Annotated in this window: 15 protein-coding genes; 12 read left to right on the top strand and 3 right to left on the bottom strand. The window is 63.3% G+C overall.

Annotated features, from left to right (window positions below; translation table 11 throughout):
- Positions 1–309 precede the first annotated feature (309 nt).
- The 7 genes from ACXJMY_RS33085 (at position 310) to ACXJMY_RS33055 (ending at position 7701) form a co-directional block, all read left to right on the top strand.
- Complete coding sequence (locus tag ACXJMY_RS33085; RefSeq protein WP_456623545.1) at positions 310–579, top strand: GlsB/YeaQ/YmgE family stress response membrane protein; 270 nt, start codon at positions 310–312, stop codon at positions 577–579.
- Positions 580–838: 259 nt separating this feature from the next.
- A complete protein-coding gene (locus ACXJMY_RS33080; protein ID WP_456623544.1) occupies positions 839–2587 on the top strand; it encodes a type I secretion system permease/ATPase in 1749 nt (582 codons plus the stop codon).
- Complete coding sequence (locus tag ACXJMY_RS33075; protein ID WP_456623543.1) at positions 2584–3918, top strand: HlyD family type I secretion periplasmic adaptor subunit; 1335 nt, start codon at positions 2584–2586, stop codon at positions 3916–3918. Before ACXJMY_RS33080 ends, ACXJMY_RS33075 begins: the two co-directional genes overlap by 4 nt.
- A 237-nt stretch (positions 3919–4155) precedes the next feature.
- Positions 4156–5625 carry an AMP nucleosidase gene (locus tag ACXJMY_RS33070; RefSeq protein WP_456623542.1) on the top strand — a complete coding sequence of 490 codons (1470 nt, stop codon included), beginning with the start codon at positions 4156–4158 and terminating at the stop codon, positions 5623–5625.
- Between the two features lie 155 nt (positions 5626–5780).
- The gene (locus ACXJMY_RS33065) at positions 5781–6395 is read left to right on the top strand and encodes a tetratricopeptide repeat protein (RefSeq protein ID WP_456623541.1); all 615 of its coding nucleotides are present in this window, start codon (positions 5781–5783) and stop codon (positions 6393–6395) included.
- 134 nt (positions 6396–6529) lie between these two features.
- On the top strand, positions 6530–6805 hold the full coding sequence (locus ACXJMY_RS33060; protein WP_456623540.1) for a DUF1488 family protein: 276 nt from the start codon (positions 6530–6532) through the stop codon (positions 6803–6805).
- Positions 6806–6951: 146 nt separating this feature from the next.
- Positions 6952–7701, top strand: a complete 750-nt coding sequence (locus ACXJMY_RS33055) for a hypothetical protein (RefSeq protein ID WP_456623539.1) — start codon at positions 6952–6954, stop codon at positions 7699–7701.
- A 34-nt stretch (positions 7702–7735) separates the two neighbouring features.
- Here the strand turns inward: ACXJMY_RS33055 and ACXJMY_RS33050 are convergent, their stop codons facing one another.
- Complete coding sequence (locus tag ACXJMY_RS33050) at positions 7736–8722, bottom strand: alpha/beta hydrolase family protein (RefSeq protein WP_456623538.1); 987 nt, start codon at positions 8720–8722, stop codon at positions 7736–7738.
- A 105-nt stretch (positions 8723–8827) separates the two neighbouring features.
- A complete protein-coding gene (locus ACXJMY_RS33045) occupies positions 8828–9310 on the bottom strand; it encodes a CinA family protein (protein WP_456623537.1) in 483 nt (160 codons plus the stop codon).
- A 163-nt stretch (positions 9311–9473) separates the two neighbouring features.
- On the opposite strand from ACXJMY_RS33045, the gene ACXJMY_RS33040 reads away from it, so the two are divergent.
- The 4 genes from ACXJMY_RS33040 (at position 9474) to ACXJMY_RS33025 (ending at position 13862) form a co-directional block, all read left to right on the top strand.
- Positions 9474–10532, top strand: a complete 1059-nt coding sequence (locus ACXJMY_RS33040; protein WP_456623536.1) for an amidohydrolase family protein — start codon at positions 9474–9476, stop codon at positions 10530–10532.
- A gap of 25 nt (positions 10533–10557) precedes the next feature.
- A complete protein-coding gene (locus ACXJMY_RS33035) occupies positions 10558–11670 on the top strand; it encodes an amidohydrolase family protein (protein WP_456623535.1) in 1113 nt (370 codons plus the stop codon).
- An 80-nt stretch (positions 11671–11750) separates the two neighbouring features.
- Positions 11751–12164: a Rieske (2Fe-2S) protein gene (locus ACXJMY_RS33030; protein WP_456623534.1), complete on the top strand. Its 414-nt coding sequence runs from the start codon at positions 11751–11753 to the stop codon at positions 12162–12164.
- Between the two features lie 612 nt (positions 12165–12776).
- Positions 12777–13862: an alpha/beta hydrolase gene (locus ACXJMY_RS33025; RefSeq protein ID WP_456623533.1), complete on the top strand. Its 1086-nt coding sequence runs from the start codon at positions 12777–12779 to the stop codon at positions 13860–13862.
- Between the two features lie 136 nt (positions 13863–13998).
- On the opposite strand, the gene ACXJMY_RS33020 is transcribed toward ACXJMY_RS33025, so the two are convergent.
- Positions 13999–14478 (bottom strand): MarR family winged helix-turn-helix transcriptional regulator, encoded by a 480-nt coding sequence (locus tag ACXJMY_RS33020; RefSeq protein ID WP_456623532.1) that lies wholly within the window; start codon positions 14476–14478, stop codon positions 13999–14001.
- Positions 14479–14986: 508 nt separating this feature from the next.
- Here ACXJMY_RS33020 and ACXJMY_RS33015 point away from each other — a divergent pair.
- On the top strand, positions 14987–16564 hold the full coding sequence (locus tag ACXJMY_RS33015) for a porin (protein ID WP_456623531.1): 1578 nt from the start codon (positions 14987–14989) through the stop codon (positions 16562–16564).
- Positions 16565–16662: the final 98 nt, after the last annotated feature.

The following is a 16662-nucleotide window of genomic DNA, read 5'->3' as shown; positions in this document are numbered from 1 at the left end:
CTCCCCGCAAGCGGGGAGAGGTGAAGAGCCGCCTGCGCCCGTGGCTACCCCCCTCCCTGCCCCTCCCCGCAAGGGGGGGAGGGAATGAGAGAGCGGTGCGTCTCTCACTTCGAATGCGCGCTCTTTCGAAAATCCTCCACGCCAGCACCGACTTGTCCCGTTTCACCGGCATCGCCCGGCCAAGCGCGGTTCTACTGTGCATGGGGTTGTTTGCGACTTTTTTGCCACCAGGACGCGGCGAACAGCATTCAGACCCCATTCATCCCGGTTCCGGTTCCATAGGGCCGTTCACGGAGAGGGACCTCACTTATGTACATTTCCAACGAAGGCCTGCTCGTCATCCTGTTCGTCGGCCTGGTCGCCGGCTGGCTGGCCGGCAAGCTGGTGCGCGGAACCGGGTTCGGCATCATCGGTGACATCGTGGTCGGCATCGCCGGCGCGCTGGTCGCGAGCTTCCTGTTTCCCAAACTAGGCATTCGCATCGGCACCGGGCTCGTGTCCGAGATCGTCTATTCCACCATCGGCGCGGTCATCCTGCTCGTGGTGGTACGGCTGGTGCGCGGCGGCGGCCGGTTCTAGCGGTCGGGTCCAGTCGATCGGAACTTTCCGCCTCTCCCCGCCTGGGGAGGGGCAAGATGTCTGCAAGAAAAAGCCGTAAGCCTGTGAGATTCCGGATTTGCGTGCGAGGCCGGTCGGGGTAGATGTGGGCCAAAGGGGTCCTGGATTATTCGACTGCGTTGGACAATTGGCGCAAACGCGATCTTAATCCGGGTCAAGTACCCCTGAATTTGCCTTTGAAATCAGGGGTGTTGGCCCCCACCCGAAAGAGATCAGACTGATGGCAGCCGTTCCCGGCCTCCGCCGTTCAGAGCTCGGTGACGCTCTGCGTGCCTGTCGCACGGCGTTTGTCGGCGTCGGCTTGATGAGCTGCATGATCAACCTGCTCTATCTGACCGGGTCGATCTTCATGCTGGAGGTCTATGACCGGGTGCTGCCGAGCCGCAGCATCCCGACGCTGGTCGGCCTGATCATCCTGGCCGGCGGCCTCTACATGGCGCAGGGCGTCCTCGACATGATCCGCGGCCGGATCCTCGGCCGGGTCGGCACCGCGCTCGACGAAGCCCTGAACAAGCGCGTGTTCGACACCATCGTGCGTTTGCCGCTGCTGGTCGGCAACCGCAATGAGGGTCTCCAGCCGCTGCGCGACCTCGACAATGTTCGCTCCTTCCTCGGCGGCATGGGACCGAGCGCGTTCTTCGACCTGCCCTGGCTGCCGCTCTATCTCGCCATCTGCTTCGCCTTCCATGTCATGATCGGGGTCACCGCGCTGATCGGCGCCGTCATCCTGGTCGGACTGACGCTGGTCACCGAGTTCATGTCCCGCCAGCCGGCCCGCGAGGCGATGGGGCTTGCCAATCAGCGCAACGATCTTGCCCAGTCCAGCCGCCGCAATGCGGAGGTGATGGTGTCGATGGGCATGGCCGGCCGGATGAACCAGCGCTGGAGCGAGGCCAACGAAAAATATCTCGCCGGCAATCAGCGCGCCAGCGACGTCGCCGGCGGGCTTGGCGCGGTCGCCAAGGTGCTGCGCATGATGCTGCAATCGGCCGTGCTCGCGGTCGGCGCCTATCTCGTCATCCACCAGGAGGCGACCGCCGGCATCATCATCGCGGGCTCGATCCTCTCCGCCCGTGCGCTGGCGCCGGTCGATCTCGCGATCGCGCACTGGAAATCCTTCGTCGCCGCCCGCCAGAGCTGGCACCGCCTCAGCCGCCTGCTCGAACAGATGCCGGCGCTGGCGACGCCGACCCAGTTGCAGGCGCCCACCAGGCGGCTCTCGGTCGAAGCCGTCTCCATGGTGCCGCCCGGCGATCAGCGCCTCATCGTCCAGGACGTCACCTTTGCACTCGAAGCCGGCAATGGCCTCGGCGTCATCGGGCCGAGCGGCTCCGGCAAATCGTCGCTGATCCGCGCGCTGGTCGGCGTCTGGCAGCCGGTGCGCGGCAAGGTGCGGCTCGACGGCGCGGCGCTCGATCAATGGGCCTCCGACATGCTCGGCCGCCACATCGGCTATCTGCCGCAGGACGTCGAATTGTTCGGCGGCAGCATCGCGCAGAACATCAGCCGCTTCGATCCCGACGCGACCTCCGACGCCATCATCGCCGCGGCGAAAGAGGCCGGCGTGCATGAGATGATCATCAAGATGCGCGAGGGCTACAACACGCAGGTCGGCGAGCAGGGCACCTCGCTCTCCGCAGGGCAGGCGCAGCGCGTGGCGCTGGCGCGCGCGCTCTACGGCAACCCCTTCCTGATCGTGCTCGACGAGCCCAATTCCAATCTCGATACCGAAGGCGACGAGGCGCTGACCCGCGCCATCCGCTCGGCGCGCGAGCGCGGCGCCATCGTCATCGTGGTGGCGCACCGGCCGATCGGCGTCGAGGCGGTCGACCAGATCCTGGTGCTGCGCGACGGCCGTGTGCAGGCCTTCGGGCCGAAGGAGCAGGTGCTCGCCCAGGTGCTCCAGCCCCGCGTCGCGCCGCCGGCGCCGATCAAGATCGTCAGCGAAGGCGGGGTGGCCAAACCATGAGCACGATGGCGATTGGCGGCGGGAAGCCCGCCGCGAAAAGGAGCGTGCGAGAGTCCATCCGGTTTCACCTGATTCTCGGCCTTGCGATCGTGCTTGTCCTCGCCGTCGGTCTCGGCGGCTGGGCCTCCACCGCGCTGATCTCCGGCGCGCTGATCGCGCCGGGCCAGATCGTGGTCGAATCCAACGTCAAGAAGGTGCAGCATCCGACCGGCGGCGTGGTCGGCGAGCTGCGCGCCCGCGACGGCGACGTTGTCAAGGCTGGCGACATCGTCATCCGGCTCGACGACACCGTCACCAAGGCCAACCTCGCCATCGTGACCAAGAATCTCGACGCGGCGCAGGCGCGCGCAGCGCGACTGCAGGCCGAGCAGCGCGGGATCGACAGGATCGAGTTCCCGCAATCGCTGCTCGACCGCGGCAACGATCCCGACGTCAAGACACTGCTCTCCGCCGAAACCAAGCTGTTCGACGTCCGCGTCAACGGGCGCGCCGGCCAGAAGGCGCAGCTTCGCGAGCGCATCCAGCAGCTCAACGAGGAGATCGAGGGCCTCTCCGCGCAGGAGAGAGCCAAGGACAGGGAAATCTCCCTGGTGCAGCAGGAGCTCGTCGGTGTCCGCGATCTCTATGAAAAGCACCTGGTGCAGATCTCGCGCCTGACCACGCTCGAGCGCGACAGCGCCCGCCTCAATGGCGAGCGCGCGCAGTACATCGCCTCGCGGGCGCAGGCCAAGGGCAAGATCACCGAGACCGAGCTCCAGATCATCCAGGTCGACAAGGACATGGTCAGCGAGGTCTCCAAGGATCTGCGCGAGACCAACGACAAGATCGGCGAAATGATCGAGCGCAAGGTCGCGGCCGAGGATCAGCTTCGCCGCGTCGATATCCGCGCGCCGCAGGACGGCATGGTGCTGCAATCGACGGTGCACACGGTCGGCGGCGTCATCACCGCCGGCGACGCCCTCATGCTGATCGTGCCGCAGGCCGACGATCTCCAGGTCGAGGCCAAGGTCAATCCGGTCGATATCGACAAGCTCCAGATCGGCCAGAAGACGCTGCTGCGCCTCTCCGCCTTCAACCAGCGCACCACGCCGGAGCTCACCGGCGTCGTCAGCCGCGTCTCGCCCGACGTCACCACCGACCAGCGCACCGGCCAGAGCTACTACACCATCCGCGTCTCGCTGCCGGCGGAAGAGATCGCCCGCCTCGGCGACGTCAAGATGATCCCCGGCATGCCCGTCGAAGCCTTCGTCCAGACCGGCGACCGCACCATGCTGTCCTACCTGATGAAGCCGCTGCACGACCAGTTCATGCGGGCGTTCCGCGAGAAGTGACGCGCGAAAGCGCGTCATCCCGGAGCGCGCTTGGCGCGCATCCGGGATCCCGCGCCGCGCGCTCGATCTCGTAGGGTGGGTTAGCCCTGCGGCTGCGCGGAGCGCAGCTCGCTAGCGTAACCCACCTCTTTGGTTTCCGCAGGAGCAGAAGTGGTGGGTTACGCTACGCTAACCCACCCTACGCTTCCCCATCTTTGCTATAGTTCGACTCAAGCCCCAGCAACCCGGCGTCGAACCATGCAGACCCCGCCTTCCATCGCCACCGAATCCTTCTCCGACGCTGGCCTCGCCGTCGCCCGCCTCGAACAGATCTACGAGCGCAACACCAAATTCCTGCGTGACCGGTTCGAGGCCTACGTCAACGGCGAGGCGATCACCACGCGCGTGCGGGCCTTCTATCCCTTCGTCCGCGTCACCACTGCGACATATGCGCGGCTGGATTCGCGCCTCTCCTACGGCTTCGTCGCCCGGCCCGGCGTTCATGAGACCAGCGTGACCAGGCCGGATCTGTTCCGGACCTATCTCACCGAGCAGATCGGATTGTTGATCCAGAACCACGGCGTGCCCGTCGAGGTCGGCGAGTCCAGCGAGCCGATCCCGGTTCACTTCGCCTACCGGCGCGACATCAACATCGAGGCGGCCATCACCACCAGCGAGAACTCGCCGGTGACACGATCGCTTCGCGATGCGTTCGACGTGCCCGACCTCGCCACCATGGACGATTCGATTGCCGACGGCACCTTCGAGCTCCAGCCCGGCGCGCCCGAGCCGTTGTCATTGTTTCGCGCCGCCCGCGTCGACTACTCGCTGCGCCGGCTCTACCACTACACCGGGACCGATCCCGAGCATTTCCAGAATTTCGTGATCTTCACGAACTATCAGTTCTATGTCGACGCCTTCGCGCAGCTGTGCCAGCAGCGGCTCCAGGCTGGCGAGGCCGGCCTCGATGCCTTCGTCGCGCCCGGCAACGTCATCACGCTCTCCGGCGGCGCAACGACGGGCATGGCACCCGCGCGCGCGCCGCAGATGCCGGCCTTCCATCTGGTCACGCCCGGCTATCGCGGCATCACCCTGATCAACATCGGCACCGGGCCCTCGAATGCGCGGAACGTCACCGACCACGTCGCGGTGCTGCGGCCGCATGCCTGGCTGATGCTCGGCCATTGCGCGGGTTTGCGCAACACGCAGCGGCTCGGCGACTACGTGCTTGCCCATGGCTATGTGCGCGAGGATCACGTGCTCGACCACGAGCTGCCGCTATGGGTGCCGATCCCGGCACTGGCCGAGATGCAGGTCGCGCTCGAGGAGGCGGTCGAGGACGTCACCGGGCTCGAGGGCTTCGAGCTCAAGCGCCTGATGCGCACGGGCACGGTGGCGAGCGTCGACAACCGCAACTGGGAGATCAGCGGGCCCGAGGTCATTCGCCGGCTGTCGCAATCGCGCGCCGTCGCGCTCGACATGGAATCGGCGGCCATCGCCGCCAACGGCTACCGCTTCCGCGTCCCCTACGGCACCTTGCTGTGCGTCTCGGACAAGCCGCTGCACGGCGAGATCAAGCTCGCGGGCATGGCCAGCGAATTCTACCGCCGCCGCGTCGGCCAGCATCTCGAGATCGGCCTGAAGGCGCTGGAGCGGCTCAAGCAGCAGGAATCGGAGCGCCTGCATTCGCGAAAACTCCGCAGTTTCGCCGAAGTGGCGTTTCAGTAGCGCGTTCCCTCCGACTTGCCGGCAGGATCGGGCAGCAAGACTGTCGCACGCACGACACTGACGTCTCCGTGAGAACGCAAGCATCCCGGAATATCGCTGCCAGAGCAGGGTTATCACCTCGTCCGGGGTCGCGTTGGCAGAAACAGGAGACAGCAATGATCAGATCGATGATCAGATTCGTCGTGCTGGGAATGTTTGGAGCCGCGCTGTTCGCTTCGCCGGCGTTGGCCGCGGGCGGTGGCGGAGGCGGCGGTGGTGGTGGTAGCGTCAGTTCCACGGATCCCTATGCGGGCGCCTATTCAGACCAGAAAGCGCAGCCAGCCTACCCGAGACGCTCCAACCCAAAGGCAACCCAGAAGGGCAAGAAGCCAAACAACCAGTCCAGCATCGACGATCCCGCATTCGCGGCCGGTTACCGCGTGGCCTATGACACGATCTACGAGCGCAACGACTACGCGGCCGCGATCGAGCAGTTGAAGGCGCTTGACCATGACGATCATCCGAACGTCGCCAACCTCATCGGCTACTCCTATCGCAAGCTCGGCGACTACGAGCAGTCGCAGGTCTGGTACGAGCGCGCATTGAAGGCCGATCCGAACCACGTGCTGACCTGGCAGTATTATGGGCTCTGGCAGCTCGAGCGGGGCAACCGCGAGCAAGCGCTCTATCACCTCGGCCGGATTGCATCCATCTGCGGGACCGATTGTGAGGAGTACCGTTCGCTGGCTGCGGCGCTCGATAAGCCGACCGGCACGGCGTTGGCCTACTGAAGGTGGAGAGACGCCGTCTCATGGCGCTGCGCTGGATGGGCTTCGTATGACTGCCATGTCCTCCTGGCGCGGATGGTGACAACGCGTCAGATTTTCAGCATTGTCCCGTTCGGGGGTGCGAACGGGACAATTGGATGCCGCTGACGCGCGACAAAATCATCGGCCATGATCTCGAACGGCTGGCCTTTCGCTTCACGATGTTGAACGACGGCGAGGTCGTGCCGTGTCAGATCAGCGACGCCGCGATGGACGAACTTGCGGGCATGCAGGGCACCGAAAGCAGCGCGCGGCAGGCGCAGTTCTTGTCCCTGCGCGAGACCATCGAGCGGATCGCGTCGGATCTCTACGACGAGGCGCCGCGGTTTCAGGGCTATGTGGTGCGGATTTTCATGAGGCATTTGGCAAGGTAGATGGCCGGGCATGCGGGCAACTTGCCATGGCTGCGAAAGGAATCATTAAGGTCAGCCTGTAGTTGCGTTGGATGGGGGTGACGCGGCGTGAGATCATGCCCGGCAGTAGCCCACGCCATAACGCTCGCATGACCAGACGATCCATATTGCTGCTCGTAGCCGCCGCCCTGCTGGCCGGAAACCTGGTGTATACGCTCCTTGCCGGGCCAAGCGCGTTTGCGCGCGATTTCGATCAGAACATCGCGCGTTTTCCCTTGGCTGCGTCGATCGCCCGCAGCGATCGAAGCCTCAGGGATGTCTTCCTTCGGGAGACCGAAAAGGCGTTCAACGGTGGCGGATGGCCCGCCGCCAATGGTGCGCTCAACATGATCCTGGCTAACGAGATGGAAGCCTATGCCGACGACGAGCACATCAATGCTCTTGACCGGGCGGAGCTGGCGACCTTTCTGAAGCTCGCGAGCAATCCATTGGCGTGCAAGTCCTACCTTTTGGCGGGTTTCCAGCGCGGTGAGTTTCCAGACGCAGCGCAAGAGCTTGCGGATCTTGCGTCGGCACATGGAGCGGCGATCGCAAACGGATTCGAACGTAAAACGAATGGTGTTGCCCGGGCGCAGGCAAGCGACGCGGAGATCACGGCGATCGAAACGCAATTGCGCCTGGGGCCGTTCGCGGAGCTCACCCGGCAAGAACTCGGAGCCCAGGCAAGGTATCTCGACGGCAACCCTGATCTCCTGTGCAGCGCGGCCATCAAGAAGCAGCTCAATCTGCTTTCAGCAGACAGCGCGTACGCTGCTTACGTCTCGCGCATGCGGAGAGCCAGGGAGTGCAAGATTGATATTGTCGAGGTTCGCGCGAAGCTGTGCCGCGAGCCTGGCAGCGGCTTGTCCTGCTCTTAGCGGGGTGCGGTGACACGCCGGGCCGTGGGCTGCGTTACGGCTTGGCGCTGTCGGCGAGATGCTTGCGAAAGAATGCAACAACGTCCGCGTGAAGTCGTCGATGGAAGTCAACGCGATCGAAACCCGGCGCATCGGTGCAGACTGCGGGGGGCTCCTGCGCTTCCTTTGGGGTGCAGGTCGCGAGGAAGGAAAAATGCTTGGCATTTTCCACGAAATGGTAGTCTGGCTTTGCCGGAAGCCTCTGATTCATGGCTGCCGCGCAGCATCCGGATAGACCGTCGGCATTCTGCGCCGGGTCAGAACTCCACAATTGGACCGGCACCGTTATTCCCTTCAGCTTCTCTTCAGGGAAGACGAATACCGGGTAGGGATCAATGATGACGGCGGCCTTGACGCGCGGGTCATGGGTCGCCGGTTGATCAGGAAGCTCGCCGCTTTCGAGTTGTTTGCACGCCTTCAGGCCGGACGTCTCGCAATTCGGCAATCCTTTGCGGAGATCGGGGTTGCCGCCGATGACGACAAGACCGGTGTAGCCACCAAACGAAAACCCGTAGAGCCCGATATGCTGAGTATCGATGCGTGACGCGTCCGGCCACCCTTCCAGCATATAGTCGATCAGCCGGCTCATATCTGTGGGACGCTCGACGAGGACCGAAAGACTATCGGTGCGGCTGGTGTCACGCCAGGTGTCGCCGGGGTGATTGAGCGCTGCCACGACGAATCCAGCGTCCGCCAAAGCCGCCGCAGTGTCGTGGTGACCGCCGAACCATCCTCTCCTGCCGTGCGACATCACGATGAGCGGAAGCTTTTCTCCGGTGATCGGACATGCGGGCACAGCGAAAAAGGTGGCGCCACGTGCATCCATCTCTCGAGGAGGCTCTGCACACGGGGTCCAAACCAACAATCTGATTGCCCGTCCCGCCGGACCGGCCGGAATGTCGAAGTTTTTGACACCGGCCGCTTGCGCCGTTGTTATCCCAAGGACAAGCAGGATAGCGAAGATGAACGCAGGAAGTTGCATCGTTGCTCCTATCGAGCCTGCGCGACGACGCGCAGGCATATAAACCAGGTACGGCGGTCAGAGCATCAGAGGCTCGGCGCGAGTTGGTTCCCCATGCGAGGGCGTTCATCTCTCCAAATTCCGCAGCAACAGCCTCAGCGCCGTCGCCGCGAACACCTGCATATTCGCAAACCGGTCGTTGCTGCCCGTCTCCAGCGTCATCACCTCGGCAGCCGGCCCAGCGACGGCCATGCAGCTGTGGCCGGCGGCATCGCCGTAGCGGTTGCCGGTGGGGCCGGCGGCGCCGGTTTCGGACAGGCCCCAGTCGCAGTTGAAGCGGCTGCGCATCTGCTCGGCGAGCAATGTCGCATAGGGCTCCGAAGACGAACGAAAGCCCTTCATGCCGTCATCCGAAATATCCATCAGCACCCGCCTGGCATCGCGGGTGTAGACCACGGCGCCGCCGAGGAAATAGGCCGACGCGCCGGGCACCGCGAGCAGGCTCGCCGAGATCAGGCCGCCGGTCGAGGATTCCGCGACCGCAATGGTCTGCTTGCGCGCGATCAGTTTGGCGGCGACCTGTTCCGCAATGCCGACGAGATCCTTCATGTCCTGCACCTCTCCATCCCGCAACCGAGCTGCGCCTTCCTAGCATATGACAGCGGCATTGGCCGAGTTGCGGATGACGGGCAGGCCTGCTTGAATGGCAGGGGCAAGACGGCGCGACGAAGCGCTGCGCAAACGTCAAGAGGAAACGAACAAGGGAGACGTCATGGCGTCCCTGATCGCCGGCGGGGTGGATTGCGACGTGCATCCGGCCGTGCCGCATCTGACCAGCCTGCTGCCGTACCTGAACGACTACTGGCGCGATCAGGTGACGACGCGCGGCATGGTCGATCTCGTTTCGCAATCCTATCCGCAGAACTCGCCGATCACGGCGCGGCCGGACTGGCGGCCCGAGAGCGGCAAGCCGGGCGAAAGCCTGGAGGACATGCAGCGCCATGTGCTCGATCCCTTCCAGGTCTCTCACGCCATCTGCAATCCGCTCTACGGCGTGCAGATGGTGTTTTCGGAGGACCTGCAAGCCGCCTTCTGCCGTGCGCTGAACGACTGGCTGGTGAAGGAATGGCTCGATCGCGACAAGCGGCTGCGTGGCTCGATCGTCATCCCCACGCAAAGCGTCGAGAAAGCCGTCGCCGAAATCGAGCGCTGCGCGGAGGACCGGCGTTTCGTCCAGGTGCTGATGCTGGTGATGGGCGACGTGCCGCTCGGCAAGCGCGCGCTGTGGCCGATCTATGAGGCCGCGGAACGGCTGGAACTCCCTGTCGGCGTCCATGCCGGTTCCGCCTATCACAATCCGCCGACCGCGGTCGGCTGGGGTTCCTATCACATCGAGGACTATGTCGGTCAGGCGCAGGCGTTCCAGACCCAGCTCACCAGCCTGATCGTCGAGGGCGTGTTCGTCCGCCATCCCCGGCTGAAGATGGTGATGCTGGAATCCGGCATCTCATGGATCTCGCCCTTTCTCTGGCGTCTGCACAAGTTCTGGCGCGGCGTGCGGATGGAGACGCCCTGGGTCGATCGCGCGCCGCTGGAAATTGTGCGCAGCAACATCCGCTTCTCGTTACAGCCATTTGATGCGCCGCCAGATGAAGTGACATTAATTCGCCTGTTTGATCATATGCAGTCGGACGAATTGGTCCTATTCTCCACGGACTATCCGCACTGGCAGTTCGACGGCCAGGACGCGCTGCCCGAAGGTCTCACCCCCGATCTCGTGCGCAAAATCATGATCGACAATCCACACGCAACCTATCCCCGCCTGACGTGAGCCCACTGCCAAAGGAGGCAAGGCGATGAATATCCAGTTCCGCGAGAGCACCGAAGCCGCTTCCCCCCTGACCGCCAAGGCCGCGATCGCGGACTGCGACATCCACCCGGCACGCGCCACCCGCACCGAGCTCTATCCCTATCTCGCCAAACGCTGGCAGCATCATCTCGAAGTCTACGGCGTCCATGCCTATCAGGGCATGATGGAAGGCCCGCCCTATCCGAAGGCCCAGCCCAATGCGTCGCGCCGCGATGCCTATCCGCCGGAAGGCGGCCCGCAGGGCTCCTCGCTCCCGTTCCTGCAGAAGCAGCTGCTCGATCCCAACAATATCCAGTTAGGGGTGCTCAATCCGCTCAACACCGGGCAGGGCATTCGCAATCACGAGCTCTCGGCCGCGCTGTGCTCGGCCATCAACGACTGGCAGATCGACAAATGGACCTCCAAGGACAAGCGGCTGAAAGCGTCGATCGTCGTCTGCAATGAGGATGGGCTGTCGGCCGCCGCAGAAATCCGCGAGCGCGCCGGCGACAAGAATTTTGTTCAGGTGCTCTTGCTCAGCCGCAATGTCGAGCCGCTCGGCCAGCGCCGCTACTGGCCGATCTACCAGGCCGCGGAAGAGGCGGGTCTGCCCGTCGGCGTCCACGCCTTCGGCTTCGGCGGCAATCCGATCACGCCATCGGGCTGGCCGAGCTACTACATCGAGGAGATGGTGGGCCATTCGCAGTGCCAGCAATCGGCGCTCGCGAGCCTCGTGCTCGAAGGTGTGTTCGAGCGCTTCCCGAAATTGAAGATGGTGATGATCGAGGCCGGCTTCGGCTGGGCGCCGTCGCTTGCCTGGCGGCTCGACAAGGTCTGGCAGCGGCTCCGGAGCGAGGTGCCGCACGTGAAGCGGCCGCCGTCGGAATATATCCGCGAGCAGGTGTGGTGGACCACGCAGCCGATGGAAGATCCGGAGCGCCGCGAGGATCTGTTCGACGTCATCAAGTGGATCGGCTGGGACCGGCTGCTGTTCGCGACCGACTATCCGCATTGGGACTATGACGAGCCGTCGCGTGTGCTGCCGGCGGGCGTGAGCGAAGCCAATCGCGATGCGTTCTATCTCGGCAACGCGAAGAAGCTGTACGGGATCGCCGCGTGATCCAAGAAAGTGCGAAGCGGTTTTTCCTCGCGACGAACGCGGAACGCGTTTGCGCGGCGATCATGCGGAGGACATGAAGCATGGCGCGGCATGTGATCGCGCCGGTCGATGAGCTTCCGCCGGGCACGCGAAAATTCCTCGAGATCGAGGGACGGCCGATCGCGGTCTTCAACATCAAGGGCGAGTATTTCGGCCTGATGAACCGCTGCCCGCATCAGGGCGCGGCGTTGTGCGAGGGCCCGCTGATCGGGCTTGCACAGTCGAGCGACCCCGGCGAGATCGAATACACGAAACTCGGCGAGATCATCCGCTGTCCCTGGCATGGCTGGGAGTTCGACGTCCGCACCGGCCAGTCCTACTGCGATCCCCGCCGCTTCCGCGTCAAGGCGTACGCGGCCCATGTCGCGCCGGGCGCGGCTGTCGTGAAGGGACCGTACGTTGCCGAGACGATTCCGGTGAAAGTCGAGAGCGACTACGTGGTGGTCGAACTCTAGTCTCGCCGCACCAGAACTGGGCTCCCTCGCCCCGTTCCTAGATCAGGCAGCATCTGATTGTCTTGAGCGGCGATTCTCTCAGAGCGTGCATGAAGCGTACGACAATCGGCCAAGCCCGCGGCTCGCCGTGGATGCATCTTCTCCAGCTTTGATTCGCCCCAGGGTCGTGACGATCGGCCGCACCCTGTGTGAATTGAGGCACTTCTGGCTTCATTTCGCTGCCCTTGCGACTTAGGGGAGCGCGTGGATCGCTCCTCTAGCTGCATCTAGCTGCATCCGATGCTGTCATGCCTCCTCTGTCATCAAATGGCATCTATAATTTAATCGTCGCGGCAACAAAAAACTACAATGCCGCGACGCACAAAAGTGGCAGAATGGACCGGGGCGCATGACTGTGATCAGCAGCGGAGCTGAGGCGTGACGATGGAATTGAGCCGGCGTGGACTTTGTATCGAAACCGGCGCGATTGGACTGTGGACCGTTTCGCCCAGTGTCTTCGCCATGCGAAGCGAAGCACGCCTGCGATCGCATCGAGCAGGCATGTAGGGCGCCGCGCTGACAGCGAAGCCGGCAAGTCCGGGCAACCGCTGACGGCGCCATTCGGAGACAGATATGCAAGGGGATCATTGGCCTCACGGCGCGTGCGATCACGCCGGTCGAAGCCTGGCACGCGTGCGGAATCGCGCGTCCGATTTTTTCGAAAACCTGTCCGTCGCGGAACTTGCGCGCGAGGCGCACAGGCATCTGTGGGTTTCGGACTGGTTGAGGGTTGCAGACGACTACCGGATATTCGCCGAATCCGTGCGTGAAGATGATTCCGTTCTGATTGCGCGGGAAGCGTGGCTGTGCTCGCTGACGGCCGTTGAGGTCGCGAGAAGGTTGTCTTGTCCGGAAGATCTCGAGAGTACCGACCTCGCAGACAAGGTCGATATCAGCCTGACGGGCTTCGAGGATGGTGCTGGTCCAGCGATCGAGCGCGTGAAGATTGATGGCTTCGATCAGGGGCCGTTGACCGGCTTGTTTCTGCCGGCGTGCCGTCATGAGCGGCCTTCCGCACCCGCCGTCATCTGCGTCAGTGACGAGGAAATGACGGTGGGCTCGATGATGAGCAGGCTGTTGCCGGCCGCACTCTGCCGGAACATGTCACTCCTGCTCGTCGATGCCCGCAATTTGTCTGGTCGTCGCCTCTTCAAGCCGGAGCATATCCTGCAATGCTGGGTGGACTATCTGGAGGCCCGCCCGGATGTCGACCCGCAACGGATCGCAATCTATGGCGAAGGGGCGGGCGCCAGTCATGCGTCCCGCCTGGCCCTCGCGGATCGCAGGATAGCTGCCGCCGTGTGCGACGGTGGCCTGTTGACGTCGGTCATGCGTCGAGCGTCGCTTCGCTGGATGACCGGCGCTGCGCAGGCCGTCCATGACGGGACCTCGACGGGGTCGTTGCTGCCGTCGCGTCGCATACCCTGTCCGCTGCTCACGGTTGTCGGAAGTCGGTCGATGGTCCGGGAACAAGAAGCACTCGAGCTGCAAGCCGGCTATCGGCAGGCCGGCGCTGATTGCTCGATCGTCGTGCCGAACCGCATCCCGCACCCTCAGGGCGAGGTCGAGAACTTCATCGCCGTGGACAATTTCGTTTTCCAATGGCTCGACAGCAAGCTTGGAGCGGCCCGTCAGCTCGATCCCGTAACCTACCTCTAGCACGTGATGAAATGAGGTTCGGTCGACTGTCCGCGGTTCACCTCTCCCTACGGGAGAGGTGATTCGAGTTCTGGGTCCGCACCGATTCAACCAGAACCTCATCGCGCTTTAGCCGCGTCAGCCGGGCACCGGCGTCTCACGAGACGTCGATAGCCAGCAATCGCGCAGCCAGCCGGGCATTCTTGGCAATGGTTGCGAGCGCAGCATTCAGATCAGCCAAGGTCTTCTCGTCGAGCTCGTTGAACATGGTCGAGTTCAAGGCGAGCTTTCTCTTGGACAGTTTTTCGATTTCCGCCGTCGCCTTTGCCGTCAGCGACATCATGACGAAGCGCGCGTCGTCGGCTCCCGGGCTCCGCGACAGGAAGCCGCCCTTTTCGAGGGTCTTGGTCTGGTTGGTCACGAAGGCCGGATGGACCCGCAACTTGTTCGCAACGTCGATTCCGGCGACGCCTCGTCCCTCGTCCAGTTCGGTGATCGCCATCAGGATCAGCCACTGCGGCTCGGTAATGCCCAGCAGTCCGGCCCAACTGGTGTGGATGTCCTCCAGCTGAGAGTGGATCTCGACGACGTTCCAGATGAAGTCCGTAATTGCCCTGTCGAGTTTCTTCTCGATCATGTGGCTCCTCCCCGTTCCCTTAGATCAGTCTTTTAATGGGATATTGGGGAGGCGTCTCGCATATCGCGCATTGACGATAGTGGTATGTCGCACCGTGGGAACGGTCTGCTTGTTTAGTGCTTGCAAAAAACAATTAATTAAATTACGTCTGATCGCACTCAATTTTGCTGCTCTTGACCTTGTCGACGGACAGCGATGTGAGACCTCCAAGAAAGCCCTCGGGATGCCCCCTGAGGGCTTTTTGCTTTTATGATCTGATACTTATTCGCCGCTATGGCCGCCCCTGTTGCTCTTCGGCAACATCCTCCCCCGAACTTACGATTCACTAAATCAATAAATTGAGGCGATTGTTTTTATAAACTATATGTGAAGCACGACGGAGGGGGGGCACCTCACTGTCGTTTCGGTCCGGACCTYCAGTGCGGATCTGAATTGAGCGGAAATTGAGAGGGTAAAGCGGCCTCCACCGAGGATCCGAGCCCCCTGAACCGACCCTGGAGGTTTACTGATGAAGTTGACGAAGACACTCTTTCTCGGCTCGGCTGCCGGCCTGATGGCCGTCTCCGGGGCGTTCGCTGCCGATCTTCCCGTGAAGGCCAAGGCGGTCGAATACGTGAAGATCTGCTCGCTGTACGGCGCCGGTTTCTACTACATCCCGGGCACCGACACCTGCATCAAGCTCGGCGGTTATCTGCGTGCTGATGCGAACCTCAATACCAACTCGGACTTCAATCCGAACCAGGGCGGCGTTGCCGGTGCTCGCAACCGCCTGATGAACTACTACACCTTCCGCGCTCGTGAAGACCTGAACATCGACACCCGCACCGCGACCGAGTACGGCGTGGTCCGCACCTTCTTCGACGGCGTCTTCACCTGGACGACCGGCAACTATTCGGGCACCGGTTCGGCCACGGGTGGTACCCAGTACAGCGGTTCGCTCGGTCTCAACGCTGCGGGCACCGGCCTCGTCGGTTCGAACGGCTCCGGCTCGGTGAACGGCACCGACGGCAACACCTCGGCCGGTGCACTCGGCGTGTACTACGCCTTCATCCAGTTCGCTGGCTTCACGATGGGTAAGGCCGTGTCGCAGTTCGACGCGCCCTGGACCAACTATCCCGGCAACATCACCGACAACCTCGTCGGCGGCAGCGGCACCGTGACCGGCGTTACCCAGTTCACGTACACGGCCGACTTCGGCCAGGGCATCACTGCGGCGTTCTCGGCTGAAGATGCGACCCAGTACTATCAGGCTGGCAACATCAACATGACCGGCGCGACCGCGGCTGGCATGATCGGCGGCTCGTACGGCACCAACGCCATCGGCGGCTCGCGTTCGCCGAACCTCGTCGGTATGGTGCGTGTCGACCAGGCTTGGGGCCTGTTCCAGGCGTCGGTGGCTGCGCATGACAACCACGTTGGCTATTACGGCGCGACCGAGCCGACTGGCCACCCCGACGACAAGTGGGGTTGGGCGGTTCAGCTCGCTCTGTCGATCAAGAACATCCCGACCGGCGCGGGTGACACGATCAACATCCAGGGCGTCTACACCGACGGTGCGACTCGCTACAACTTCCAGAACCTCTCGGGCAGCTCCTACGCGCTGTACGGTAGCTCGGGCGTTGCCTACCAGAGCATCGGCTTCGCCAGTGCTCCTGACACGGTGTTCGTGACYGGCAGCCAGCAGGAAACCGTCAAGACCTGGGGCTTCCGCGGTGCTTACACCCACAACTGGGATCCCTACTGGAACTCCGCGCTCTACGGTGCCTACGCTCAGGCCCAGTTCGGCACGCTGGCCAAGACCACCCTCTGCGGCGCCGGTGGTGCTGGCGGCGTGTTCGGTGGCCTGGCTGGTGTTACCTCGTGTAACCCGAACTTCGCGATCGGCCAGCTCGGTATCGTCACCCGCTGGACCCCGGTCAAGAACCTGACGTTCTCGGCTGACCTGTCCTGGACCCACCTCGACCAGAAGTACTCCGGTACGGTTGGCGTCACCCCGAACGTCGTGACCGCCAAGCCGACCGCGGCCTACGAGCTGAAGGATCAGGACTCGATCGCCATGATCCTCCGCGCTCAGCGCAACTGGTAAGATCTGTCGAAGTCCACGTGAACGAACACCCGGCGGGAAACCGCCGGGTGTTTTTCGTTGTGCAAGGTACGGCGCCAGCCAACCATGACCGGCGCGCG

It is taken from the genome of Bradyrhizobium sp. P5_C12 (assembly GCF_054049735.1).
The sequence above is the reverse complement of the archived record's forward strand: the minus strand, read 5'-3'. Positions and strand labels throughout refer to the sequence as shown.

Bases quoted from the DNA above. Each gene is read 5' to 3' on its own strand.
- ACXJMY_RS33080 (WP_456623544.1), top strand. From the start codon at position 839: ATGGCAGCCGTTCCCGGCCTCCGCCGTTCAGAGCTCGGTGACGCTCTG.
- ACXJMY_RS33060 (WP_456623540.1), top strand. From the start codon at position 6,530: ATGCCGCTGACGCGCGACAAAATCATCGGCCATGATCTCGAACGGCTG.
- ACXJMY_RS33030 (WP_456623534.1), top strand. From the start codon at position 11,751: ATGGCGCGGCATGTGATCGCGCCGGTCGATGAGCTTCCGCCGGGCACG.
- ACXJMY_RS33020 (WP_456623532.1), bottom strand. From the start codon at position 14,478: ATGATCGAGAAGAAACTCGACAGGGCAATTACGGACTTCATCTGGAAC.
- ACXJMY_RS33035 (WP_456623535.1), top strand. From the start codon at position 10,558: ATGAATATCCAGTTCCGCGAGAGCACCGAAGCCGCTTCCCCCCTGACC.
- ACXJMY_RS33050 (WP_456623538.1), bottom strand. From the start codon at position 8,722: ATGCAACTTCCTGCGTTCATCTTCGCTATCCTGCTTGTCCTTGGGATA.
- ACXJMY_RS33045 (WP_456623537.1), bottom strand. From the start codon at position 9,310: ATGAAGGATCTCGTCGGCATTGCGGAACAGGTCGCCGCCAAACTGATC.
- ACXJMY_RS33085 (WP_456623545.1), top strand. From the start codon at position 310: ATGTACATTTCCAACGAAGGCCTGCTCGTCATCCTGTTCGTCGGCCTG.
- ACXJMY_RS33075 (WP_456623543.1), top strand. From the start codon at position 2,584: ATGAGCACGATGGCGATTGGCGGCGGGAAGCCCGCCGCGAAAAGGAGC.
- ACXJMY_RS33040 (WP_456623536.1), top strand. From the start codon at position 9,474: ATGGCGTCCCTGATCGCCGGCGGGGTGGATTGCGACGTGCATCCGGCC.
- ACXJMY_RS33065 (WP_456623541.1), top strand. From the start codon at position 5,781: ATGATCAGATCGATGATCAGATTCGTCGTGCTGGGAATGTTTGGAGCC.
- ACXJMY_RS33025 (WP_456623533.1), top strand. From the start codon at position 12,777: ATGCAAGGGGATCATTGGCCTCACGGCGCGTGCGATCACGCCGGTCGA.
- ACXJMY_RS33070 (WP_456623542.1), top strand. From the start codon at position 4,156: ATGCAGACCCCGCCTTCCATCGCCACCGAATCCTTCTCCGACGCTGGC.